This window comes from Stutzerimonas azotifigens DSM 17556, from assembly GCF_000425625.1.
Lineage (GTDB): Bacteria > Pseudomonadota > Gammaproteobacteria > Pseudomonadales > Pseudomonadaceae > Stutzerimonas > Stutzerimonas azotifigens.
This window is the reverse complement of the sequence record NZ_KE384408.1, coordinates 109235-133753: the sequence shown is the minus strand read 5'-3', so window position 1 is coordinate 133753 and position 24519 is coordinate 109235. Positions and strand designations below refer to the sequence as shown.

Here is a 24519-nt window from a genome sequence, read left to right as displayed (position 1 = left end):
TGTCTTGTGGGAAGGAGTGAAACGATGAGCGTGGAAACCTGGTTGCTGTTCGCCGGCGCGGCGCTGGTGGTGATCCTGATACCGGGCCCGCTGTCGCTGCTGATGATCGGCAACAGCCTGAACTACGGCGTGCGCCGCTCCTATCCGGCCTTCCTCGGCGGCGTCTGCGCGGCCACCTGCCTGCTCAGCGCCTCGGCGCTTGGCCTCGGCGCGCTGCTGATGGCCTCCGAGCGACTGTTCAGCGCCCTCAAACTGGTCGGCGCGCTCTACCTGTTCTACCTCGCCTGGCAGAGCTGGCAGGACGCCCGCCGCGCTCCTGCCGCGCCGACCACTCTGGACGCGGCACTGCCGACCCCGCGCTTCGCCTCGCTGTTCTGGCGCGCCTTCGTCCTGGGCGCGAGCAACCCGAAGGACATCCTGTTCTTCGCCGCCTTCCTGCCGCAATTCCTCGATGCCGGCCGCCCGTTCGCGCCGCAGTTGCTGACGATGATCGCCACCTGGGCGGTGCTGGACCTGTGCTGCAAGCTGGCCTACGGCCTCGGCGCCCAGGGCGCAGCGCGCTACCTGCGCACCGGGCAGGGGCATGCCTGGTTCAATCGGGTGAGCGCCGCACTGTTCGGGGGCGCCGGGGCGGCTTCGTTGCTGAGTCGCTGAGGGGGGTGTTTGTGCCGGATGGCATTTACCCGATCCTTAAGCAAAAACGCCGGAGCCCCTGTGGGAGCAATCTGGACCGCGAAGCTTTTGGCTTTTGTTCGGGTGTAGGCGCGTGTTCGGGTGCAGGCACGCCGCGCTTTCCTCGGCCCGAACGACAGGTTGCGCCTCGCACGGCGCGTCACTTTTTCTTGTCTGGCCAAGAAAAAGTAACCAAAAAAAGAAGGCCACCCCGGCATCCGGGTCCGCCCGCTGCGCGGCCGGACTCCCCTCGCTCCGGCGCCGCTCCGGGGGCCGTCACGACGGGACGTCCCTGTCCCGTCGTTCCTCGCTCGGCGTCCATGCCTCGCGTCCCCCTGCGCAACGCCTGCGCTCGGCCTCCTGACGGGGAATAGGTCCGAGTCGCCTGGAAGATTCGTGCAGCTAAAACGTTGCTTGCTCTCTGTGCTTTGTACGTGGACCAACAGGCGACACCAAACGCCCCTTGCAGGAGGCCGAGCGCAGGTGTCGTGGAAGGGGTTGAGCGGCATGGATGCCGCGAAAGCCGCGACTGGCCATGGATGGCCCTTCGCGGCGGGCCCCTGGAGCGGCGCCGGAGCGAGGGAAGTCAGGGCGCGCAGCGACCTGACCCGGATGAAGGGGCAAGCGTTTTTGCTTACTTTTTTCGCGACTGAAAAAAGTAAGGCGCCGTGCGAGGCGCAACTATAGTCCCGAGCCGAAGAAAGCGCGACGAGCGTGCACGTAGGCTTGTGCCATGCCCATTCACGAGCCAGAACTCGGCGTCCCTCTCGCGCCTACACAACGCTACGGAGTGTTTGCACAGTACGGCGCTTTCGCCCTGCCCCGCAGGCTAAAAGCTTCGCGGTCAAGACCGCTGCCACAGGCTCGCCCCCCACGCCCGCCAGGGCAAAAAAACCCGCCACGAGGGCGGGTGCAAAGGACTCAGAGAGTCATCACGCTTGGTAGAAGCTAGCTGCCCCGATAGGTGGAATAGCTATAGGGAGAAATCAGCAAGGGCACGTGGTAATGATCCTGCCCCGCGTCGACCCCGAAACGCAGCACCACCACGTCGAGGAAGGCCGGCTCGGTCAGCGCGACGCCGCGCGCCCGGTAGTAGTCCCCGGCGCGGAACTGCAGCTGGTAGACGCCCGAACGATAGGCATCCCCCTCCAGCAGCGGGCTGTCGCAGCGCCCGTCGTCGTTGGTGGTGCGGCTGGCGACGTGCTCCAGGCGGTCGCCGTCGACGCGATACAGGTCCACGACGATGTCGCGGCCGGGGCAGCCGTGGGCGGCATCGAGTACGTGTGTGGTCAAACGTCCCATAGGGTGTCAGGCACTGGCGCGAAAGCGCGCGGGCCCTGCCTCCTGTGCTGTTCGATGGTGGGCAAGTGAGCTGGAGCATAGCATGCGCCCGGATGCCTGCAAGACAAATTTAATGATTTTTGTACACAATCCATGCGACAGCCTGGCAATCGAGGATTCGCATCGGAAACGCCGACCTATCCACCGGAATCGGTTTTTCATAGCGATGCGGCATGGCTCGTGCATCCTTTGCGGCCGACAGACGTCGGATTTTTCCGATTTACAAACTGCAAATTCGTTTGTATACAATTGGCTCACAGCGGTCGCGTCAGCCGGAAGCGCCTGGCGACCTACCCTAACGGATACAGGAAGACACACAGTGAGCGCCGACTACCCACGCGACCTCATCGGCTATGCCGGTAATCCCCCCCACCCGCACTGGCCGGGCGACGCCCGCATCGCGCTGTCCTTCGTGCTCAACTACGAGGAAGGCGGCGAGCGCTGCATCCTCCACGGGGACAAGGAGTCGGAGGCGTTCCTCTCCGAGATGGTCGCCGCGCAGCCGCTGCAGGGCGTGCGCCACATGAGCATGGAGTCGCTCTACGAATACGGCAGCCGCGCCGGTGTCTGGCGCCTGCTGCGGCTGTTCCGTGAACAGCACATCCCGCTGACCATCTTCGCCGTGGCCATGGCCGCCCAGCGCCACCCCGAGGTGATCAGGGCGATGGTCGCCGACGGCCACGAGATCTGCAGCCACGGCTACCGCTGGATCGACTACCAGTACATGGACGAGGCCCAGGAACGCGAGCACCTGCTCGAGGCGATCCGCATCCTCACCGAGCTGACCGGCGAACGTCCGCTCGGCTGGTACACCGGCCGCACCGGCCCGAACACCCGCCGTCTGGTCCGCGAGGAAGGCGGTTTCCTCTACGATTCGGACACCTACGACGACGACCTGCCCTACTGGGACCCGGAATCGACCCCGGACAAGCCGCACCTGGTGATCCCCTACACGCTGGACACCAACGACATGCGCTTCACCCAGGTGCAGGGCTTCAACAGCGGCGACGACTTCTTCAACTACCTGAAGGACGCCTTCGACGTGCTCTACGCCGAAGGCCAGGCCGGCGCGCCGAAGATGCTCTCGATCGGCATGCACTGCCGCCTGCTCGGCCGCCCGGCCCGGATCGCCTCGCTGGCCCGCTTCATCGACTACGTGAAGGGCCACGAGAAGGTCTGGTTCGCGCGCCGCGTCGACATCGCCCGCCACTGGCACGCCACCCATCCGCTGAAGGAGAGCGCCGAATGAGCCGCTTCCAGACCCTGACCCCGTCCACCCTGAGCCGCGAGCAGTTCGTCGCCGCCTTCGCCGACGTCTACGAGCACTCGCCCTGGGTCGCCGAACAGGCCTACGACCGCGGCGTGGACGCCAGCCTCGACGACATCGAGACGCTGCACCAGCGCATGGCCGACATTCTCCTCAGCGCCCCGCGCGACGCGCAGCTGGCGCTGATCAACGCGCACCCGGACCTGGCCGGCAAGGCCGCGGTCCGTGGCGAGCTCACCGCCTCCAGCACCTCGGAGCAGGCCGGCGCCGGCATCCACGAGTGCACGCCGGAGGAGTTCGCCCGTTTCACCGAACTGAACGACGCCTACAAGGCCAGGTTCGGTTTCCCGTTCATCATGGCGGTCAAGGGCAGCAACCGGCACCAGATCCTCGCCGCCTTCGAAGAACGCATCCACCACTCGCCCGAGCAGGAGTTCACCCGCGCCCTGGCCGAGATCAACAAGATCGCGAAGTTCCGCCTCGAGCAGCTGTAACCAGCCGGACCCGCGACCAACCATCAAGGCAGATACCGATGAAAAGCTACGCCGTACCCTTCGAGAAATACGTCAACCTGGCCGACGCCCGCCTCGGCACCCAGGCCATCTTCGTCACCGACGACTGGTTCGCCGACGTCAACCGGCTGTTCCAGCCGACCCCGGCCGTGTGGAAGGAGGGCGTGTTCGACGACAACGGCAAGTGGATGGACGGCTGGGAGTCGCGCCGCAAGCGCTTCGAGGGCTACGACCATGCGGTGATCCGCCTGGGCGTGCCGGGCTCGATCAAGGGCGTGGACATCGACACCAGCCACTTCACCGGCAACTACCCGCCATCGGCGTCGCTGGAGGCCTGCTTCGTCGCCGAGGGCGATCCGACCGACGCCACGGTCTGGACCGAGGTGCTACCGGCCGTCGAGCTCAAGGGCAACAGCCACCACTACCACGAGATCGGCCACGACCAGCCGTTCACCCACCTGCGCTTCAACATCTACCCCGACGGCGGCGTGGCGCGCCTGCGCGTGTACGGCATCCCCTACCGCGACTGGAGCGACGTCGGCGACAACGAGCAGGTCGACCTGGCCGCGGCGCTCAACGGTGGCCGCGCGCTGGCCTGCTCCGACGAGCACTTCGGGCGCATGAGCAACATCCTCAACCCGAACCGCGGCGAGAACATGGGCGACGGCTGGGAAACCGCGCGGCGCCGCACCCCGGGCAACGACTGGGTGATCGTCGCCCTCGGCCATCCGGGCGAAATCGAGCGCATCGTCGTCGACACCCTGCACTTCAAGGGCAACTACCCGGACAGCTGCAGCATCCAGGCGGCCTACGTGAAGGGCGGCACCGACAGCCAGATCGAGACCCAGAGCCTGTTCTGGCGCGAACTGCTGCCGAGCCAGAAGCTGTCGATGCACGCCGAACACGAATTCGTCGAGCAGATCGCCAGGCTCGGCCCGGTGACCCACGTGCGCCTGAACATCTTCCCGGACGGCGGCGTCAGCCGGCTGCGCCTGTTCGGCAAGGTGGCGCGCTAACCCGGGCACCCGTAGGGTGGGCTTCAGCCCACCAGGAGAACAGATGGCGAAGCCGGGGGGCGGTTTTCCCCTCACCCCAGCCCTCTCCCCAAGGGGGAGAGGGGGCAAATACCTCAGCCCCGCACCGTGCCATTCCCTCTCCCCTCAGGGGAGAGGGTTAGGGTGAGGGGCAACGGACTTTCAACCGAATCAGCAACGAGTAAACCATGCGTACCCTGACCATCGAGCCATTGACCAAGGAAGCCTTCGCCCCCTTCGGCGACGTCATCGAGACCGAAGGCAGCGACTACTTCATGATCAACAACGGTTCGACCCGCCGTTATCACAAGCTGGCCACGGTCGAGACCGCGCAGCCGGAGGATAAGGCGATCATCAACATCTTCAGCGCCGAGGCCCTGGAGATGCCGCTGGTCATCCGCATGCTCGAACGTCATCCGCTGGGCAGCCAGGCCTTCATTCCGCTGCTCGGCAACCCCTTTCTGGTCGTGGTCGCGCCACTTGGCGATGCACCTGTACCGGGCCACGTCCGCGCCTTCCGCAGCAACGGCAGGCAGGGCGTCAATTACCACCGCGGCGTCTGGCACCACCCGGTGCTGACGATCGAAAAGCGGGATGAATTCCTGGTGGTCGATCGCAGCGGTTCCGGCAACAACTGCGACGAGTTCTTCTTTCCGGAGAGCGACCAGCTTCTCCTCGACCCCCAACCCTAATAAGAAAGCCCGGCCCTCGCGTGCGAAGGCCGGGAAGAGGTGCGTAAAAATGGATGCTCATCTGACCGAGTGGCTCAACCTGCTCATCCGCTGGATTCACATGATCGTCGGCATCGCCTGGATCGGTGCGTCCTTCTACTTCGTCTGGCTGGAAAACAACCTCAACCGCAGCAACCCTCGCGAAGGGCTGTCCGGCGATCTCTGGGCGATCCACGGTGGCGGTATCTACCACCTGGAGAAGTACAAGCTGGCGCCGCCGAAGATGCCGGACAACCTGCACTGGTTCAAATGGGAGGCCTACACCACCTGGCTGTCCGGCGTGGCCCTGCTGACGGTGGTCTACTACCTGAACCCGAGCCTTTACCTGATCGCCCCCGGCAGCGACCTGAGCCCGGCCGCCGCGGTGCTCACCGGCCTGGCCTCGCTGATCGTCGGCTGGTTCGTCTACGACCTGCTGTGCGACTCGCCGCTGGGCAAGCGCCCGGCCCTGCTCGGCGTCGTGCTGTTCGGCCTGGTGGTGCTCGCCGCCTACGGCTACTCGCAGCTGTTCAGCGGTCGCGCGGCCTACATCCACACCGGCGCGCTGATCGGCACCATCATGGTCGGCAACGTGTTCCGCATCATCATGCCGGCCCAGCGTGCGCTGGTTAAGGCGATCGAGGAGAACCGCGAGCCCGATCCGGTGCTGCCGGCCAAGGGCCTGCTGCGTTCGCGGCACAACAACTATTTCACCCTGCCGGTGCTGTTCATCATGATCAGCAACCACTTCCCGAGCACCTACGGCAGCCAGTGGAACTGGGCGATCCTCGCCGGCATCTCGGTGTGCGCGGTGCTGGTGCGGCACTACTTCAATACCCGCCACGAGAACAATCGCTTCGCCTGGGCGCTGCCCGCCGGCGCGGTGGGGATGATCTGCCTGGCCTTCGTCACCTCGCCCAGCCACCAGGCCGGCGTGCCCAACGTGGCGACCGTCAGCCCGCGCGAGGCGAGCGTCGCCGAACAGGGCGGCCTACCGAACGCCGCCGAGCAGAGCCCGCGCGAAACCAGCATCGACCAGCAGCAAGCCGCGGCCGGCGGCCAAGGTTTCGCCCAGGTCGAGCAGGTCATCCACGAGCGCTGCACCGTCTGCCATTCGGCGCAGCCGAGCAGCCCGATGTTCGCCGCCGCCCCGGCCGGGGTGATGTTCGACACGCCGGAGCAGATGAAGCAGCTGGCCGCGAAGATCCACGCGCAGTCGGTCGCCAGCCAGATCATGCCGCTGGGCAACATCACCCAGATGACCCAGGAGGAACGCGACCTGCTCGGCGACTGGATCGCCAAGGGCGCTCCGATCAGGTAACCCGACGAGGCCGCGCCGCATTCCGGCGCGGCCTTTTCGTTTTCCCCTCCTTTCCGCCAGAGGCGCACGCTCCCGATCACCCTCACAACCGCCTGGTGCCTGCCAGGCCCTCGACATCCAAGAACAATAGCCCGAGGTCTTCGCCATGAACCGCCTGAATCGACCGGCCCGGCCGGTGCGCCCCGAGGAACCGCGTCTTCCCCCGCTGCAGCTGCTGCTGGTGGGCCTGCAGCACGTGCTGCTGATGTACGGCGGCGCGGTCGCCGTGCCGCTGATCGTCGGGCAGGCCGCCGGGCTCTCGCGCGAGGAGATCGCCTTCCTGATCAACGCCGACCTGCTGGTCGCCGGGATCGCCACGCTGGTGCAATCGCTCGGCATCGGGCCGGTCGGCATCCGCATGCCGGTGATGATGGGCGCCAGCTTCGCGGCGGTGAGCAGCATGGTGGTGATGGCCGGGATGCCGGGCGTCGGCATGACCGGCATCTTCGGCGCGACCATCGCCGCCGGCGCTTTCGGCCTCGCCATCGCGCCCTTCGTGTGCAGGATCGTGCGTTTCTTTCCGCCGCTGGTGACCGGCACGGTGATCACTTCGATCGGCCTGTCGCTGTTTCCGGTGGCGGTGAACTGGGCCGGCGGCGGCAGCGCCACCGACGAATTCGGCGCCCTGCCCTATCTGGCCATCGCTGGCGCGGTGCTGGCCACCATCCTGCTGGTCAATCGCTTCCTGCGCGGCTTCTGGGTCAACGTCTCGGTGCTGATCGGCATGGCGCTGGGCTACGCGCTGGCCGGGCTGTGCGGCATGGTCGAGCTCGGCGGGCTGACCGCGGCACCGGCGGTGCAGCTGGTCGAGCCGAACCATTTCGGGACCCCGCAGTTCCTGCTCGCGCCCATCCTGTCGATGTGCCTGGTGGTGGTGATCATCTTCGTCGAGTCGGCCGGCATGTTCCTCGCCCTGGGCAAGATCACCGGCCAGGAGGTCGATCCGCGTCTGCTGCGCCGCGGCCTGCTGTGCGACGCCGGCGCCACCTTCCTGGCCGGCTTCATGAACACCTTCACCCACTCGTCCTTCGCGCAGAACATCGGCCTGGTGCAGATGACCGGCGTGCGCAGCCGCTACGTCACCGCCGTCGCCGGGCTGTTCCTGATCAGCCTCAGCCTGCTGCCGAAGGCCGCCTTCCTGGTCGCCTCGATTCCGCCGGCGGTGCTCGGCGGCGCCGGGCTGGCGATGTTCGGCATGGTCGCGGCCACCGGCATCAGAATCCTCCAGGAAGCCGACATCGGCGACCGGCGCAACCAGCTGCTGGTGGCGGTCAGCATTGGCCTGGGCATGGCGCCGGTGGTGCGCCCCGAGCTGTTCGCCCAGTTGCCGCACTGGATGGAGCCGATCACCCATTCCGGCATCGCCATGGCCACGCTCAGCGCGGTGACCCTCAACCTGCTGTTCAACGTGCTCGGCGGCCGCAGCGGCGAACAGGCCAGCGGCTGCGCCCACGGTTGACGGTCGCCGGCAGCCTGCCTCTGCAGCTCCCCCACCTGCAGGGGCGGGTTCTGTCTGCGACCTTTCTTTTTCGTCCTGCTGCTGGTGGGCTGAAGCGGAACAGCCCGGCCCCGCTCCTGGAGGAGCAAGCTCTGCTTGCGACCCCCATGCGGCCTCGTAGCGCCATACTGCCGGGCTTCTGGACACACACGAAAAACCCCGGCCGCCTGGGGACGGTCGGGGTCGGTGCGTTGCCGGGGCTTACTGCAGGTGGGTCTTCAGCGCGTTGCCGGCCTGCTCGACGGCCGCCCGCGTGCCAGGCAACCGGCCAAGGGCGTTGAGCAGTCCAAAGTCGTGGATCATGCCGTTGTAACGGGTCGCCACCACCGGGACTCCGGCAGCATCGAGCTTGCGCGCGTAAGCCTCGCCCTCGTCACGCAGCACGTCGAACTCCGCGGTCTGCACCAGCGCCGGCGGCAGGCCGCGCAGCCGCTCGAGCTCCGCCCGCAGCGGCGAGGCATAGGCCTCGGCGCGCTGCTTCCGATCGGTGGTGTAGTTGTCCCAGAACCAGCTCATCATGTTGCGCGTCAGGAAGTGGCCCTCGGCGTACTGCCTGTACGAGGCGGTCTCGAAGCTCGCGTCGGTCACCGGCCAGAGCAGCGCCTGGAAGCGGATCGCCGGGGTGCCCTTGTCCTTCGCCATCAGGCTGACCACAGCCGCCATGTTGCCGCCGACGCTGTTGCCGGCAACCGCCAGGCGCTGGCCGTCGACCTGGATTTCGCGGCCATGCTCGGCCACCCACCGGGTGGCGGCGTAGGCCTGGTTGATGGCGGTCGGGTACTTCGCCTCGGGCGAAGGCGTGTAGTCCACATAGACCGCCGCCGCGCCGGACGCCACCACCAGGTCGCGGATCAGCCGTTCGTGGGTCGGGAAATCGCCCAGCACCCAGCCGCCGCCATGGAAGAACATGAAGACCGGCAACTCGCCCTTGGCGCCGACGGGGCGAACGATGTTCAGCCGGATCGACTGGCCGTCCACCTCGATGGTGCGTTCGCTGACATCCGCCTCGGGCAGCGCGGCACCGGCCTGGGCGCCGCTCAGGACAGCGCGGGCGTCCTTGGGCGACAACTGCTCGATCGGCTTGCCGCCGCCTTTTTCCAGCGCCTCGAGAAAGGCCTGGGTCTGGCGTTCGACGCCGGGGCTGCCGGCGGCGAGCGCGGCGCTGGCCGACAGCGAGAGGATGGCGAGAGAAAGGGTCTGCTTGATGTTCATGCTGCGTTGCTCCTCTGCGATGCCGCTCAGGCCAGGGTCAGGGTGACGTCGATGTTGCCGCGGGTGGCGTTCGAGTAGGGGCAGACGATGTGCGCCTTCTCGATCAGCTGGCGCACCTCTTCGCGGTCCATGTCCGGGAGGGTGATCTTCAGCTCGACCTCGATGCCGAAGCCGGTGGGAATGGCGCCGATACCGACGAAGCCCTCGACCCAGGTCTCGGGCGACAGCCTGTGCTTGTCGCGGGCGGCGACGAATTTCAGCGCGCCGAGAAAGCAGGCCGAGTAACCGGCGGCGAACAGCTGTTCCGGGTTGGTGCCCTGCCCGCCCGTACCGCCCAGCTCCCTGGGCGTGGCTAGGCGCACGTCGAGCACGCCGTCGGAGGAAATGGCACGGCCGTCGCGGCCGCCGGTGGCTTCGGCAGAGGCGCGGTAGAGAACGCTTTCGATCGACATGGTGAGTGTTCCTCTTTGAATGAAACGGTTGGGGTCGGCCCTGGTGGCTGGCCATCGATAAGAAACAGGCGTCGCGTTTTGATTGCCAACTAATATTTGGCGCGCAAGCTTGTTCCACGGGGAGAACCTTAATGCTCATTTATTTTGCGCACAAGTAATTTATTGGATCGCTTTCTTCCCTTGCGCTGCAGGACAGGCATAAGCCCGGATGACGGGGTTGCAGGCAGGTGTGGTCATGGCCGTGCGCAGAAGCAGGCTCTGCTTGCGCTCCAGTGAGCGGAGGCAGAGCGGCGGGATGAGGCGCATCGGGCCGCCCAGTTCTCATCCCGGTCCTCTCCGGGGAAGAGGGGCGAGCCTGCTCCTGCAGCCCGGCCTCGCTCCGCCCCGCTTGCGCCAGGCCACGCCCCTCGACCAAATGCAACTGCCGGCTTCGCGGCGCCGCGACTACAATGCGCGGCCGTTTCCGTGAAGAAGGACTGCCCATGCTCGAAGCCACCTGGATCGCCTTTGCCTTCGTCCTGGGCCTCGGCGCCCGCTCCATCGGACTGCCGCCGCTGGTGGGCTACCTCGCGGCCGGCTTCGCGCTGGCGGCCGTGGGCAGCGAGATCGGCCTCGACCCGCACGACAGCGAGGTGCTGCAGCACATCGCGCACCTGGGCGTGCTGCTCCTGCTGTTCACCGTCGGCCTGAAGCTCAAGCCGAGCAACCTGGTGCGCCGCGAGGTGATCGGCGGCGGCGTGCTGCACTTCCTGGTCTCCAGCCTGCTGCTGACGCCGGCGATCCTGCTGCTGGCCGACACCACCTGGGCGCAGGCGCTGATGCTGTCGATCGCGCTGTCGTTCTCCAGCACCGTGCTCGCGGCCAAGGCGCTGGAGAGCAAGCGCGAGCTGCGCGCCTTCCATGGCCGGGTCGCCATCGGCGTGCTGATCATCCAGGACCTCATCGCCCTGCTGGTGATGAGCCTGACCAGCGGCAAGGTGCCCTCGGCCTGGGCGTTCGCCGTGCTGCTCCTGCCGCTGCTGCGCCCCGTGCTGTTCCGCCTGCTCGACGCCAGCGGCCACGAGGAGCTGATGGTGCTGCTCGGCCTGCTGCTGGCACTGGTGGTCGGCGGCTACGGCTTCGAGACGCTGGGCCTGAGCTCCGAGCTCGGCGCGCTGGCCTTCGGCGCCATGCTGGCCAAGCATCCGCGCGCCGGCGAGCTGTCCAGCGCGCTGTGGAGCATCAAGGAGGTATTCCTGATCGGCTTCTTCCTGCAGATCGGCATCGGCGGGCTGCCGGATGCCCAGGCGCTGACCTTCGCCGTGGCCATGACGCTGCTGCTGCCGCTCAAGGGCGCGCTGTTCTTCTTCCTCTTCCTGGCCTTCCGCCTGCGCGCCCGCAGCGCCTTTCTCAGCGGCGTCAGCCTGACCAACTACAGCGAGTTCGGCCTGATCGTGGCGAGCGTGACCATGCCGCAGTGGCTGATCCCGCTGGCGATCACCGTGTCCCTGTCGTTCGTGGTGTCGGCACCGCTCAACCGCATGTCCCATCTGCTCTACGACCGCCTGGCGCGGCGCCTGATCCCGCTGGAGCGCGACATCCGCCACCCCGACGAACAGCCGGTTTCGCTCGGCGACGCGCAGATCCTGGTCATGGGCATGGGCCGCACCGGACGCGCGGCCTACGACCACCTGTTCCACAAGGGCTACCGGGTGGTCAGCATCGACTCCGACCCGGTCGCGGTGGACAGCAACGTGCAGGACGGGCGCAACGTGCTGTTCGCCGACGCCGAGGACCAGATCCTGTGGGACAACCTGCAGATGCCGAACGTGCAGGCGGTGATCATGGCGATGAACGACGAAGAGGCGAAGATCATTTCCACGCAGAAGCTGCGCGCCCGCGGCTTCGACGGGCTGATCGTCTCCCATGCGATGTACAAGGACATCGCCCGGCGCATCCAGGAAGCCGGCGCCGACCGCACCTACCTGACCATGAGCGAGGCCGGCACGGGGCTCGCCGAGCACGTCGCGCACGACCTGCAGACGCGTGCCTGACCCGGGCGGCGGCACGCCGGCGTGCCGCCTTTCCGGCGTCACCCGGCTGTCGACTGATTGTGCACAATCAGGCAATTATTTGTTTATTGCCCTGTCTACAGGTTGCTATAGTGGCGCGCAAACCTGTCCAGGCGGCCAAGTTTTAGCCGGACGGAAACAGGGCCGACGCCCTACCAGCCCATGACCGAACAACAACAATTGGCAGGCTAGACATGACCGCAGACCAAAGCCGGAGCACCGCTCCGCAGAACGAGCTCATCTATGGGCTCGACGACCGTCCCGCTCCGCTTCCCGCCCTGTTCGCCGCGCTGCAGCACGTACTGGCCAGCTTCGTCGGCATCATCACTCCTACCCTGATCGTCGGCAGCGCCCTCGGCCTTGGCGCCTACGTACCCTACCTGGTGAGCATGGCGCTGTTCGTCTCCGGGCTCGGCACCTTCGTCCAGGCCAAGCGCATCGGCCCGATCGGTTCGGGGCTGCTGTGCCTGCAGGGCACCAGCTTCGGCTTCCTCAGCGCGGTGCTCAGCGCCGGCTTCATCGTCAAGGGCCGCGGCGGCTCGCCGGAGGACATCCTCGCCACGCTGTTCGGCGTCAGCTTCTGCGCGGCCTTCGTCGAGATCGCCTTCAGCCAGTGCATCAGCAGGCTGCGCCGGGTCATCACCCCGGTGGTGACCGGCACCATCATCTGCCTGATGGGGCTGTCGCTGATCAAGGTGGCGATGACCGACATCGCCGGCGGCTTCGGCGCCCAGGACCTCGGCGCCCTGCCCAACCTGGCGCTGGCCGGGCTGGTGATTGGCATCATCGTCGCGCTCAACCGCTTCAAGTGGGCGGTACTGCGGCTGTCGGCGGTGTTCATCGCGCTCGCCATCGGCTACCTGGTCGCCTGGTACCTGGGCAAGGTGGACTTCGCCCGGCTCGACGGCCTGCCGCTGCTGAGCGTGCCGGAGCCGTTCAAGTTCGGCTTCGCCTTCGACTGGATGGCCTTCATCCCGATCGCGGTGATCTTCCTCATCACCCCGCTGGAAACTGCCGGCGACCTGACCGCCAACTCGATGATCTCGCGCCAGCCGGTCAAGGGCCCGGTCTACATGCGGCGGATCAAGTCGGGCATCCTCGCCGACGGCTGCGCCTCGGCCACTGCGGCGGTGTTCAACAGCCTGCCGATGACCACCTTCAGCCAGAACAACGGCGTGATCCAGCTGACCGGCGTGGCCAGCCGCCACGTGGGCTTCTACATCGCCGGCATTCTCATCCTGCTCGGGCTGTTCCCGGTCGTCGGCGGCGTGCTGCAGATGATGCCCAAGCCGGTGCTCGGCGGCGCCACCCTGATCATGTTCGGCACCGTGGCCCTGGCCGGGATCAAGATCCTCGCCGAAGCCGGCCTGCACCGCCGCAACATGCTCATCGTCGCCATCTCGCTGGGCCTGGGGCTGGGCGTGGCCAGCGTGCCCGAAGTGCTCAGCGCCATGCCCGAGGTGCTGAAGAACATCTTCGGTTCGCCGATCACCATCGGCGCCTTCAGCGCCATCCTGCTCAACCTGTTCCTGCCGCGCGACGAGACCGAGCAGGACGCCTTCGACCCGGACGAGTTGGTCGAGGACGTCATCGGCACCCACACCCTGGCGGTGAACATTCCCGAGTACCCCGGGCAGGACGAGCAGAACCCGCAGCGCCGCGACGGCGCCCCGGGCGTCGGTCACGCCCCTACGCCCGGTTGACCCCTATCCCAAAAGCCGCTTCGACAAAAACAACAAGGACCACCGCATGAAGCTCAAGCGCTCCGCCCTCTGCCTCGCCGCCGCCGGCGGCCTGCTCGCCGGCCCGGCCATGTCCGACGACTGGCTGTACTGGCAGGATTTCAGCCTGACCTACCTCTACGGGAAGGATTTCAAGGTCAACCCGAAGATCCAGCAGACCGTCACCTTCGAATACGCTAACAGCTGGAAGTACGGCGACGCCTTCGTGTTCGTCGACTCGCTGCACTTCAATGGCGACGTCGAGGACGACAGCAGCCTGTACGGCGAAATCTCGCCGCGGCTGTCGTTCGGCAAGATCAGCGGCACCGAACTGAAGTTCGGCCCGGTCACCGACGTGCTGCTGGCGATGACCTACGAGTTCGGCGAGGACGACGTGGAGTCCTACCTGATCGGGCCCGGCTTCGACCTGGCGATCCCCGGCTTCGACTTCTTCACCCTCAACTTCTACCGCCGCCACACCGACGGCGACCGCGACGGCGATGGCGTCTGGCAGATCACCCCGGCCTGGTCCTACACCATCCCGGTGGGCCGCTCGGACATCCGCATCGACGGCTTCATGGACTGGGTGGTCGACAACGACGAGAGCTACCACGCCAACCTGCACTTCAACCCGCAGATCAAGTACGACCTGGGCAAGGCCCTCAACTGGGGCGCCAAGCAGTTCTACGTCGGCATCGAGTACGACTACTGGAAGAACAAGTTCGGCATCGAGGACGGCTCGGTGCCCTTCCGGACCGACCAGAACACCGCCAGCCTGCTGGTGAAGGTGCACTTTTAGCCGGATGGGTCGTCGGCGGGTAGGCGAGGGCCGATGAAAGGGGGTGGCCGCAGCCATCCCCTTTTTTGTTCGACGACGCAGGGTGGATGCGCAGCCTCATCCACGCGTCGGGTTCGGCTTATGCGGGCCCGTGCCGGGCCGACCGGCACCGCAGCAGGGTGGAAAACGCTGCGCGGTTTTCCACCCCACGTCTTGCAGTACTCCAAAAGCGGCCAACGAGGCGGTTGCTCCCCACAGGGGCACCGTTCGGCGGCCCACCGCTCGGCTTCTTTGACAGCCTCCCCCGATTGCGAATAGATAGACGGCCGCCCCGACGAGGACCATCGATGCAACGCCTGCTGTCCATGAAGCAATCGAGCATTCTGCTCCTGCTGGGTCTGCTCATCGGGCTGGGCTTCCTGGCCACCACGCTGGCGAGCTATCACACCTCCCGTTCGGCGCTGCGCGACAACATCATGCGCAACGAGCTGCCGCTGACCGCCAACAGCATCTACCTGGAGATCCAGCGCGACCTGGTGGTCCCGGTGCAGATCGCCTCGGCCATGGCCAGCGATGCCTTCATGCTCGAATGGGCCGGACAGGGCGAGCGCAATCCCGGGCTGATCACCCGCTACCTCGAAGACATCAAGCGGCGCTACGACACCTCCACCGCCTTCTTCGTCTCGGACCGCTCGGGCACCTACTACAGCGAAAAGGGCGTGCTCCACCGGCTCGACCCCAACGAGCCGCGGACGCAGTGGTTCTACGAGTTCAAGGCCAGCGGCGAGCCCTGGGAAGTGGTGGTCGACGTCGCCCAGAAGACCATGTTCATCAACAATCGCGTGGTCGACGAGGACGGCCGCTTTCTCGGCGCGGCCGGCGTCGGCCTCACGCTCGACCGCCTGCTGCCCATGATCGACAGCTACCAGCAGCGCTACGACCGCAACATCTATTTCGTCGATGCCGAACAGCGCCTGGTGGTGACCGGCAGCGACGGCGGCCCCGGCGGGGCGCCGCGCGGCGCCCCGCTGCGGGAGATTCCGGCGTTGCAAGAACTGCTCGAGCAGGCGCCGCAGCTGACCGACGGCTCCTACCAGTACCACAACGGCGACAGCTCGCATTTCATCAACGTGCGCTACATACCCGAGCTGGACTGGCACCTGCTCATCGACAAGCAGGAGAGCGGCATCCTCGCCCCGATCCGGCGCACGCTCTGGCTGAACCTGCTCATCTGCCTCGGTGTCACCGCCGTGGTGCTGACGCTGGTCGGGCTGATCATCCGCCGCTACCTGCAGCGCATCGAGGCGCTGGCCACGCGCGACAGCCTCACCGGGCTGCTCAACCGCCGCGGCTTCGGCCTGGTCGCCGAGCAGGCGATGAAGGAAAGCCGCCGCAAACGCGCCGGCCTCTGCGCGCTGGTGCTGGACATCGACCACTTCAAGAAGGTCAACGACACCTACGGCCACGCCGCCGGCGACGAGTTGCTGCGCGGATTCGCCGCCCGCCTGACGGCAACAGTGCGCCGCTCCGACGTGGTCGCCCGCTGGGGCGGCGAGGAGTTCGTCGTGCTGCTCAAGGACACCCCTCAGGCCACCGCCCTCGGCATCGCCGAAAAGCTGCGCGCGGCCACCGAGGACGACCCCTTCGCCTGCGGCGACGCGCTGCTGCCGGCGACCACCAGCATCGGCGTGGCCTGCCTCGTGCGCGGGGAGTCGCTCGCGCAGTTGCTAAAGCGCGCCGACCAGGCGCTGTACGGGGCCAAGCGCCAAGGGCGCAACCGGGTGCAGGTCAACGCCCCGGCCCCCCACCCTCCGGCCATAACTTCGGCCCCCCTGTAGGAGCAGGCTCTGCCTGCGCCCCCCGGGCACTGGCCAGGGCTGCCTGCAACGGTCGCCAGCAGCGCTTGCTCCACAGCAGTCCGACCGCTTCCGCTGGCCTGAATGCAAGAACGCCGGCAGCTGCCGGCGTTCTCCAAGGGTTACGTCGGGCTCAGCTGGCCCGCGCCCGGTCGCGCAGCGCCTTGACCTGGTCATGGTTGCGCAGCACGCCCTGGTACTGGCGCTCGACCACCGCCCGCACGTTGGCCGGCAGGTCCTTTTCCAGGGCCTCCTTGTAGCGTTTCTTGGCGACGTCCTCGCCCCGTTCGCACTCGTTCAGGATGGCTTCGTCGCTCTTGCCGGTGATGGCGCTCTTGAGGTCCACCCAGCGGCGATGCAGGGCGCCGGTGGCACTGGGGCTGTCCTCCGGCTTGCCGCCGAGCGAGCGGACTAGATCCTGCAGCTCGGCCGCCGCGGTGGCGCACTCCCCGGCGCGCTGGGTCAGGGTGCTCTTGACGCTGACGTCCTTGATGTCCTCGGCGCAGTCGCGAAAACCCTTCTCGCCGTCGTAGCAGGTTTCGATCAGGTCGTTCAGGACTTCGATGGTGTCTTTGCTGTCCATGATGCTCTCTCCTCTGTCGTGGAACAGAAGGCCGTTTTCCGGCCACCTGCCTCAACCGACAGGCCCTGACCCGCCGGGTTCAGGCCATCCGACGAGCACCGTTGGTTGCCTTGAGCCTCGCGGAAGGCCGGTGCTAGCATGCCGCGTCGACCACCGGACCGGTGGCAGCGAACCGAAAAGGCCCCATGTCGAGTATTCGAGAGCGCAACCAAGAGCTGATCCTGCGAGCCGCCAGCCAGGAGTTCGCCGAAAAGGGATTCGCCGCGACCAAGACCAGCGACATCGCCGACCGCGCCGGCCTGCCCAAGCCCAACGTCTACTACTACTTCAAGTCGAAAGAGAACCTCTACCGCGAGGTGCTCGAAAGCATCGTCGAACCCCTGCTCGAGGCGGCAGAACCCTTCAATCAGCCGGGCGAGCCGGCCGAGGTACTGCGCGCCTACATCCGCGCGAAGATCCGCATCTCCCGCGACCACGCCTGTGCCTCCAAGGTATTCGCGAACGAGATCATGCACGGCGCGCCGCACCTGTCGCCGGAGCGCGTCGCCCAGCTCAACGGCCAGGCCAGCCACAACATCGCGCGGATCCAGGGCTGGATCGACCAGGGCCTGATGGCGGCGGTGGATCCGCACCACCTGATGTTCAGCATCTGGGCGGCGACCCAGACCTACGCCGACTTCGACTGGCAGATCTCCACCGTGACCGGCAAGGCCTCGCTGGACGACTCGGACTACGAGGCCGCGGCCGAGACCATCATCCGCCTGGTGCTCAAGGGCTGCGACGTGCGCGAAGGCAGCAGCGCCGCCTGATCGCGACGCTTCACCGCCTCGAGCGATCCCCCGTCGCCCCGGCGAAGGCCGGGGCCCAGCTGCCCGCCTCTAACCGTCCTGCCCACCCCTGGGTACCGGCCTGCGCCGGTACGACGAGGTCGGGGCAAACCTCGGCGCCAGTCGCAGCCACACCCCCGCCCACGCCGGCATGACGAGACACCCACCCCGCACCCCGGCATTTCTGCACACCGCCTGGGCGCTTTTGTCCGCCTTGCCGTCCGGATTGCCTATCTATACTCGTTTCAGGCACGCGCGACCCCGCTCCGGAGGCGTGCGAAAACCGACAACAACAAGAAGACCGCCATGACCCTTGCCACCCACGACGGCACGCCCATCGGCGTGCCACGCCCGCCGCCATCCGTATCCCCCGCCCAGGCCGGTCGCAGCCGGCGCACCACCCGTTCCCGCCCCTTCTCCGGAGACGCCGAAGATGAACGATAACGCCCGTCCGTTTCTCGCTGCCCGTGATTTCCTGCTGGCCCACCACCGGGACTACGAAGCCGCCGTGGCCGGCTTCCGCTGGCCCGAGCTGTCCCGCTTCAACTGGGCGCTGGACTACTTCGACGAGATGGCGCGCGACAACCCCGCCCCGGCGCTGCGCATCCTCGGCGAGGACGGGCGCCACGAGCTGTACAGCTTCGCCGAGCTGTCGCGCCGCTCCAACCGCGTGGCCAATCACCTGCGCCGGCTCGGCGTGCGGCACGGCGAGCGCATCCTGTTGATGCTCGGCAACGAGGTGGCGCTCTGGGAGACCATGCTCGCGGCCTTCAAGCTCGGCGCCGTGGTGATTCCCGCCACCGCCCTGCTGACGCCCGACGACCTGCGCGACCGGCTCGAACGAGGGCGCGTCCGCCATGTGCTGGTGGGCTGCGCCCAGTGCGCCAAGTTCGACGGGCTGGATGGCGACTACACGCGCATCTGCATCGGCGAGCCGGTCGCCGGCTGGACGAACTACGCCGATGCCGACCGTGAGTCCGAGGCGTTCATCCCGGACGGCGAGACGCTGGCCACCGACCCGCTGCTGCTCTATTTCACCTCCGGCACCACCTCCAAGCCCAAGCTGGTGCTGCACAGCCACCAGAGCTACCCGGTCGGCAGCCTGTCGACCATGTACTGGCTCGGCCTGCAGCCGGGCGACCTGCACCTGAACATCTCTTCGCCGGGCTGGGCCAAGCACGCCTGGAGCTGCTTCTTCTCGCCCTGGAACGCCGGTGCCTGCATCTTCATCCAGAACGTCGCGCGCTTCTCCTGCCAGGCCCTGCTGGACACGCTGGAGCAGCACGGCGTGACCAGCCTCTGCGCGCCGCCGACGGTCTGGCGCATGCTCGTCCAGGAAGACCTGGCCGCCTACCGCAACCGGCTGCGCCTGCGCGAGGTGATCGGTGCCGGCGAGCCGCTCAACCCGGAGATCATCGAGCGCATCCAGCAGGCCTGGGGCCTGACCCTGCGCGACGGCTACGGCCAGACCGAAACCACCGCGCAGGTCGGCAACACGCCCGGCCAGCCGGTCAAGCCCGGCTCGATGGGCCGGCCGCTGCCGGGCTACCAGGTGGTGCTGCTCGACCCGGACGGCCACCCGGCCGACGAAGGCGAGGTGGCGCTGCGCATCGAGCCGCGCCCGCTGGGGCTGATGGCCTGCTACGAGGACAGCCCGGAAAAGACCGCCGAGGTCATGCGCGACGGCCATTACCGCACCGGCGACACCGCAGTGCGCGACGCCGACGGCTACATCACCTTCGTCGGGCGCGCAGACGACGTGTTCAAGTCCTCGGACTACCGCATCAGCCCGTTCGAGCTGGAGAGCGTGCTCATCGAGCACCCCGCCGTGGTGGAGGTGGCCATCGTCCCGAGCCCCGACCCGGTGCGCCTGTGCGTGCCCAAGGCGTTCGTCATCCTCGCCCAGGGCCGGCAGCCGGACGCCGCGCTGGCCGAGGACATCTTCGCCTTCGCCCGCGGGCACCTGGCGCCCTACAAGCGCGTGCGCCGGCTGGAATTCGTCGACGAACTGCCGAAGACCCTGTCCGGCAAGATCCGCCGGGTCGAGCTGCGCAAGGATGAACTGCGCCGGCGCGACAGCGGTGAGCGCGGTGAACGAGAGCACTTCGAGGAAGACTTCCCCGCCGACAAGGCAGGCGCGGCCTGATACGGGTGCAGGCCGGCGCCCAGTTGACCATGCCAACCGCCCTGCCCGCCACCTGGGTACCGGCCTGCGCCGAGGTGATGGCGCTCGAGCCGCTATGCCGTCGGTCGCCCGTGCTTCTTCCTTCTTCGTCCGCGAGATGATGGACCGCAGGGCCGTAGTCTGGGGCTCGTGCACACCCGCCCTCACCCCAGCCCTCTCCCGGAGGGAGAGGGGGTTGGATTGGCGTTGGTCGAAGTGCCGTGCAGGCGCCTTCGCGGTCGAGACCACGGACGAAGTCGCCGTCGCCCCGGCGCAGGCCGGGCCCAGGAGCCGCTGAAGTCATTGCTGGATGCCCGGCAGCGCCTGGGTCGCAGGCAGAGCCTGCTCCTACAGGTGTTCGACGTAGTTGCAGACTGCGCCACGCCTTCCCTTCTCCCCCGGGAGAAGGTGGCCCGCAGGGCCGGATGAGGGTCCGCCCGGCGAACGCCCGCCCTCTCGCATTCGATACCCAGAGTATCGAGAGAAATCAAATTTCGCCGATTCCGCCCGACCGGGCGGACTGTCATGCTTGGCCCAGCTAGAAAAACTATCGAATAAAAAATCTAGGAGGATTCCCATGGCCCGCATGAGAGCAATCGATGCCGCCGTAGCGGTAATGCGCAAGGAAGGCATCGACACCGCCTTCGGCATTCCGGGTGCGGCGATCAACCCGCTGTATTCGGCCCTGCGCGCCGACGGCGGCATTCGCCATATCCTCGCCCGCCACGTCGAGGGCGCCTCGCACATGGCCGAGGGCTACACCCGCGCCGCGCCGGGCAACATCGGCGTGTGCATCGGCACCTCGGGCCCGGCCGGTACCGACATGATCACCGGCCTGTACTCGGCCTGGGCCGATTCCATCCCGATCCTCTGCATCACCGGCCAGGCACCGCGCGCGCGTCTGCACAAGGAAGACTTCCAGGCGGTCGACATCGAGTCCATCGCCAAGCCGGTGACCAAGTGGGCCGTCACCGTGCGCGAGCCGGCGCTGGTGCCGCGCGTGTTCCAGCAGGCCTTCCACCTGATGCGTTCCGGCCGCCCCGGCCCGGTGCTGATCGACCTGCCGTTCGACGTGCAGATGGCCGAGATCGAATTCGACGTCGAGACCTACGAGCCGTTGCCGGTGTACAAGCCGGCCGCCACCCGCGCTCAGATCGAGAAGGCCATCGACATGCTGTGCGCCGCCGAGCGGCCGCTGATCGTCGCCGGCGGCGGGATCATCAACGCTGCCGCCGAGCAACTGCTGGTGGCCTTCGCCGAAACACTCGGCGTGCCGGTGATCCCGACCCTGATGGGTTGGGGCAGCATTCCCGACGACCACCCGCTGATGGCCGGCATGTGCGGCCTGCAGACCAGCCATCGCTACGGCAACGCGACGATGCTGGCCTCGGACTTCGTGCTCGGCATCGGCAACCGCTGGGCCAACCGCCACACCGGCTCGGTCGAGGTCTACACCAAGGGCCGCACCTTCGTGCACGTGGACATCGAGCCGACCCAGATCGGCCGCGTCTTCGCGCCGGACTACGGCATCGTCTCCGACGCCCGCGCCGCGCTGGAGCTGTTCGTCGAGGTGGCCCGCGAGCGCAAGGCTGCCGGCCGCCTGCCGGACCGCCGCGCCTGGGCCGCCGATTGCCAGGAGCGCAAGCGCACCCTGCTGCGCAAGACGCACTTCGACGAGGTGCCGATGAAGCCGCAGCGCGTCTACCAGTGCATGAACAACGCCTTCGGCAAGGACACCTGCTACGTCAGCACCATCGGCCTGTCGCAGATCGCCGCCGCACAGTTCCTGCACGTCTACAAGCCGCGCCACTGGATCAACTGCGGCCAGGCCGGCCCGCTCGGCTGGACCGTGCCGGCCGCGCTCGGGGTGGTCGCGGCGGACCCCGCGCGCAAGGTGGTGGCGCTGTCGGGCGACTACGACTTCCAGTTCATGATCGAGGAGCTGGCGGTGGGCGCGCAGTTCAAGCTGCCCTACATCCACATCCTGGTGAACAACGCCTACCTCGGCCTGATCCGCCAGGCGCAGCGCAACTTCGACATGGACTACTGCGTGCAGCTCGGCTTCGAGAACATCAACGCCCACCAGCAGGGCATGGAGGGCTACGGCGTCGATCACGTCGCCGTGGTCGAGGGCCTTGGCTGCAAGGCGCTGCGGGTCTTCCGCCAGGAAGACCTGCGCCCGGCGATCGAGCAGGCGCGGGCCTGGATGGCCGTGCACCAGGTGCCGGTGGTGATCGAGGTGATCCTCGAGCGGGTGACCAACATCGCCATGGGCACCGAGATCGACGCCATCAACGAGTTCGAGCCGCTGGCGCAGGGCCGCGAGGACGCGCCGACCGCGGTCGGGCTGCTGGACTGACCATGTTCAGGTGGATAAGCCGCAAGCGGCGTTATCCACCCTACGCCGGAACAACCGCCGAGCAACCGTTGGGTGGATGTCGCGAAGCACATCCACCGCAACACAACAACACAACACAACGATCCGTACAGATCAGGAGAAACACCCATGCCCCGCTTTGCCGCCAACCTGTCGATGCTGTTCACCGAGCTGGACTTCCTCGACCGCTTCGCCGCCGCCGCCGAGGCCGGCTTCAGCGGCGTCGAGTACCTGTTCCCCTACGATTACCCGGCCGAGGAACTCAAGGCGCGGCTGGACGCCAACGGGCTGACCCAGGTGCTGTTCAACCTGCCGGCCGGCGACTGGGCCAACGGCGACCGCGGCATCGCCTGCGATCCGCAGCGCACCGAGGAATTCCGCGCCGGCGTGGACAAGGCCATCGCCTACGCCAGGGTGCTCGGCAACACCCAGGTCAACTGCCTGGCCGGGATCGCACCCAAGGGCGCCGACCTGGGTGCGCTGGAAATGACCTTCATCGAGAACCTGCGCTACGCCGCCGACCGGCTCGAGGCCGCCGGCATCCGGCTGGTCATGGAGATGATCAACACCCGCGACATCCCGCGCTTCTTCCTCAACACCACCGGCCAGGCGCTGGAGATCCGTGACAAGGTGGGCAGCGCCAACCTGTTCCTGCAGTACGACATCTACCACATGCAGATCATGGAAGGTGACCTGGCGCGGACCATGGAGAGCCACCTGCCGCTGATCAACCACGTGCAGCTGGCCGACAACCCCGGCCGCAACGAGCCCGGCACCGGCGAGATCAACTACCGTTTCCTGTTCCAGCACCTCGACCGTATCGGCTACCAGGGCTGGGTCGGCTGCGAGTACAAGCCGGCGACCACCACCGCCGCCGGGCTCGGCTGGATGAAAGCCCACAACGCCGTCTGAACTGACCCCACGCACCGGATCGAAAGGAGAATTCCCATGGCAAAAATCGGATTCATCGGCACCGGCATCATGGGCAAGCCCATGGCCCTCAACCTGATCGCCGCCGGCCACGGCCTGTTCCTGTCCACGCACCACGACGCGGCGCCGGCCGAGCTGCTGGACAAGGGCGCGGTCGCCCTGGACAACCCGCGCGAAGTGGCGCAGGAAGCCGAATTCATCATCGTCATGGTCCCCGACACGCCGCAGGTCGAGGACGTGCTGTTCCGCGAGGACGGCATCGCCGCCGGCGTCGGCAGCGGCAAGGTGGTGATCGACATGAGCTCCATCTCGCCGACTGCGACCAAGCAGTTCGCCGAGAGGATCAAGGCCAGCGGCGCGCAGTACCTGGACGCCCCGGTGTCCGGCGGCGAGGTCGGCGCCAAGGCCGCGACCCTGTCGATCATGGTCGGCGGCGACGAAGCGACCTTCGCCCGCGCCCTGCCGCTGTTCCAGGCGATGGGCAAGAACATCACCCTGGTCGGCGACAGCGGCGCCGGCCAGACCGCCAAGGTGGCCAACCAGATCATCGTCGCGCTGAACATCCAGGCGGTGGCCGAGGCGCTGCTGTTCGCCGCGAAGAACGGCGCCGACCCGGCCCGCGTGCGCGAGGCGCTGATGGGCGGGTTCGCCGGTTCGAAGATTCTCGAGGTGCACGGCGAGCGCATGATCAAGGGCACCTTCGACCCGGGCTTCCGCATCGCCCTGCACCAGAAGGACCTCAACCTGGCGCTCTCCGGCGCCCGCGAACTGGGCCTGAACCTGCCCAACACCGCCAGCGCCCAGCAGGTGTTCAGCACCTGCGCCGCGCTGGGCGGCAGCGGCTGGGACCACTCGGCGCTGATCAAGGGCCTGGAGCACATGGCCAACTTCAATATCCGCGGCGAGTAGGCCGCGACAAGATGCGGGCGGCGGGCCCTGCCGGCTTCGACTTCTACCGTCGGCCGAACCGGCAGTACCCGTCACCCGCGGCTCGATGGGCGCGCCCTTCCCGCAACTTCCGGCAGACAGACGCGGGAAGGGCGGCGGCCCGCCAGCCACGAGTTCCCCTTTCCTTCATGGAGAGGACGGGGCGCGGAACCACGCAGAGCCGGCTTCGCCGCTGCGCCGCGCCCCACCCCCTTTCGACCGCCCGGCAGGAGGAGTCACGGCCCGA

The 24519-nt window shown here is 67.3% G+C and carries 21 protein-coding genes; 17 read left to right on the top strand and 4 right to left on the bottom strand.

All coding sequences use genetic code 11. From position 1 onward, the window contains the following. The first annotated feature begins 24 nt into the window (after positions 1-24). Positions 25-654, top strand: coding sequence for a LysE family translocator (locus H610_RS0111190; RefSeq protein ID WP_028239750.1), 630 nt, complete (start codon positions 25-27; stop codon positions 652-654). 966 nt (positions 655-1620) lie between these two features. Here the strand turns inward: H610_RS0111190 and uraH are convergent. Further along, a complete protein-coding gene (uraH, locus tag H610_RS0111185; protein ID WP_028239749.1) occupies positions 1621-1974 on the bottom strand; it encodes a hydroxyisourate hydrolase in 354 nt (117 codons plus the stop codon). Between the two features lie 358 nt (positions 1975-2332). Here uraH and puuE point away from each other — a divergent pair, with 358 nt between their 5' ends. From puuE to H610_RS0111155, 6 genes are all read left to right on the top strand, one after another. Next, on the top strand, positions 2333-3262 hold the full coding sequence (gene puuE / locus H610_RS0111180) for an allantoinase PuuE (RefSeq protein ID WP_028239748.1): 930 nt from the start codon (positions 2333-2335) through the stop codon (positions 3260-3262). Then, on the top strand, positions 3259-3774 hold the full coding sequence (uraD, locus tag H610_RS0111175; RefSeq protein ID WP_028239747.1) for a 2-oxo-4-hydroxy-4-carboxy-5-ureidoimidazoline decarboxylase: 516 nt from the start codon (positions 3259-3261) through the stop codon (positions 3772-3774). The genes puuE and uraD overlap by 4 nt, the downstream gene beginning before the upstream one ends. A 38-nt stretch (positions 3775-3812) precedes the next feature. Continuing rightward, a complete protein-coding gene (gene alc / locus H610_RS0111170) occupies positions 3813-4808 on the top strand; it encodes an allantoicase (protein WP_028239746.1) in 996 nt (331 codons plus the stop codon). Between the two features lie 206 nt (positions 4809-5014). Further along, complete coding sequence (locus H610_RS0111165; protein ID WP_028239745.1) at positions 5015-5518, top strand: ureidoglycolate lyase; 504 nt, start codon at positions 5015-5017, stop codon at positions 5516-5518. A 49-nt stretch (positions 5519-5567) separates the two neighbouring features. Then, positions 5568-6857, top strand: a complete 1290-nt coding sequence (locus tag H610_RS0111160) for a urate hydroxylase PuuD (RefSeq protein ID WP_028239744.1) — start codon at positions 5568-5570, stop codon at positions 6855-6857. Positions 6858-7002: 145 nt separating this feature from the next. Next, complete coding sequence (locus tag H610_RS0111155) at positions 7003-8355, top strand: nucleobase:cation symporter-2 family protein (RefSeq protein ID WP_028239743.1); 1353 nt, start codon at positions 7003-7005, stop codon at positions 8353-8355. Between the two features lie 240 nt (positions 8356-8595). Here H610_RS0111155 and H610_RS0111150 read toward each other — a convergent pair whose 3' ends face one another. Beyond that, on the bottom strand, positions 8596-9606 hold the full coding sequence (locus H610_RS0111150) for an alpha/beta hydrolase (protein WP_028239742.1): 1011 nt from the start codon (positions 9604-9606) through the stop codon (positions 8596-8598). Between the two features lie 26 nt (positions 9607-9632). Next, on the bottom strand, positions 9633-10058 hold the full coding sequence (locus tag H610_RS0111145) for an organic hydroperoxide resistance protein (protein WP_028239741.1): 426 nt from the start codon (positions 10056-10058) through the stop codon (positions 9633-9635). Positions 10059-10540: 482 nt separating this feature from the next. Here H610_RS0111145 and H610_RS0111140 point away from each other — a divergent pair, with 482 nt between their 5' ends. The 4 genes from H610_RS0111140 (at position 10541) to H610_RS0111125 (ending at position 16446) form a co-directional block, all read left to right on the top strand. Next, a complete protein-coding gene (locus H610_RS0111140) occupies positions 10541-12091 on the top strand; it encodes a cation:proton antiporter family protein (RefSeq protein WP_028239740.1) in 1551 nt (516 codons plus the stop codon). A 212-nt stretch (positions 12092-12303) separates the two neighbouring features. Beyond that, entirely contained in the window at positions 12304-13812 is a 1509-nt protein-coding gene (locus H610_RS23740) for a uracil-xanthine permease family protein (RefSeq protein ID WP_051231674.1), read from the top strand. Positions 13813-13858: 46 nt separating this feature from the next. Beyond that, positions 13859-14629, top strand: a complete 771-nt coding sequence (locus H610_RS0111130) for an outer membrane protein OmpK (protein ID WP_028239739.1) — start codon at positions 13859-13861, stop codon at positions 14627-14629. Positions 14630-14955: 326 nt separating this feature from the next. Further along, on the top strand, positions 14956-16446 hold the full coding sequence (locus H610_RS0111125; protein WP_043238357.1) for a sensor domain-containing diguanylate cyclase: 1491 nt from the start codon (positions 14956-14958) through the stop codon (positions 16444-16446). Between the two features lie 151 nt (positions 16447-16597). Here H610_RS0111125 and H610_RS0111120 read toward each other — a convergent pair whose 3' ends face one another. Continuing rightward, a complete protein-coding gene (locus H610_RS0111120) occupies positions 16598-17047 on the bottom strand; it encodes a PA2169 family four-helix-bundle protein (RefSeq protein WP_028239737.1) in 450 nt (149 codons plus the stop codon). Between the two features lie 185 nt (positions 17048-17232). Here H610_RS0111120 and H610_RS0111115 point away from each other — a divergent pair, with 185 nt between their 5' ends. The 6 genes from H610_RS0111115 to H610_RS0111090 all read left to right on the top strand — a co-directional run bounded on the left by H610_RS0111115 (position 17233) and on the right by H610_RS0111090 (position 24254). Continuing rightward, on the top strand, positions 17233-17856 hold the full coding sequence (locus H610_RS0111115) for a TetR/AcrR family transcriptional regulator (protein ID WP_028239736.1): 624 nt from the start codon (positions 17233-17235) through the stop codon (positions 17854-17856). Positions 17857-18180: 324 nt separating this feature from the next. Then, on the top strand, positions 18181-18318 hold the full coding sequence (locus H610_RS25715; protein ID WP_161630468.1) for a hypothetical protein: 138 nt from the start codon (positions 18181-18183) through the stop codon (positions 18316-18318). Further along, positions 18308-20020 carry an AMP-binding protein gene (locus tag H610_RS0111110; RefSeq protein WP_028239735.1) on the top strand — a complete coding sequence of 571 codons (1713 nt, stop codon included), beginning with the start codon at positions 18308-18310 and terminating at the stop codon, positions 20018-20020. The genes H610_RS25715 and H610_RS0111110 overlap by 11 nt, the downstream gene beginning before the upstream one ends. 595 nt (positions 20021-20615) lie before the next feature. Then, positions 20616-22397: a glyoxylate carboligase gene (gene gcl, locus H610_RS0111100; protein WP_028239733.1), complete on the top strand. Its 1782-nt coding sequence runs from the start codon at positions 20616-20618 to the stop codon at positions 22395-22397. 147 nt (positions 22398-22544) lie between these two features. Then, entirely contained in the window at positions 22545-23327 is a 783-nt protein-coding gene (hyi, locus tag H610_RS0111095; RefSeq protein ID WP_028239732.1) for a hydroxypyruvate isomerase, read from the top strand. A gap of 36 nt (positions 23328-23363) precedes the next feature. Next, complete coding sequence (locus H610_RS0111090; protein ID WP_028239731.1) at positions 23364-24254, top strand: 2-hydroxy-3-oxopropionate reductase; 891 nt, start codon at positions 23364-23366, stop codon at positions 24252-24254. Positions 24255-24519 lie beyond the last annotated feature (265 nt).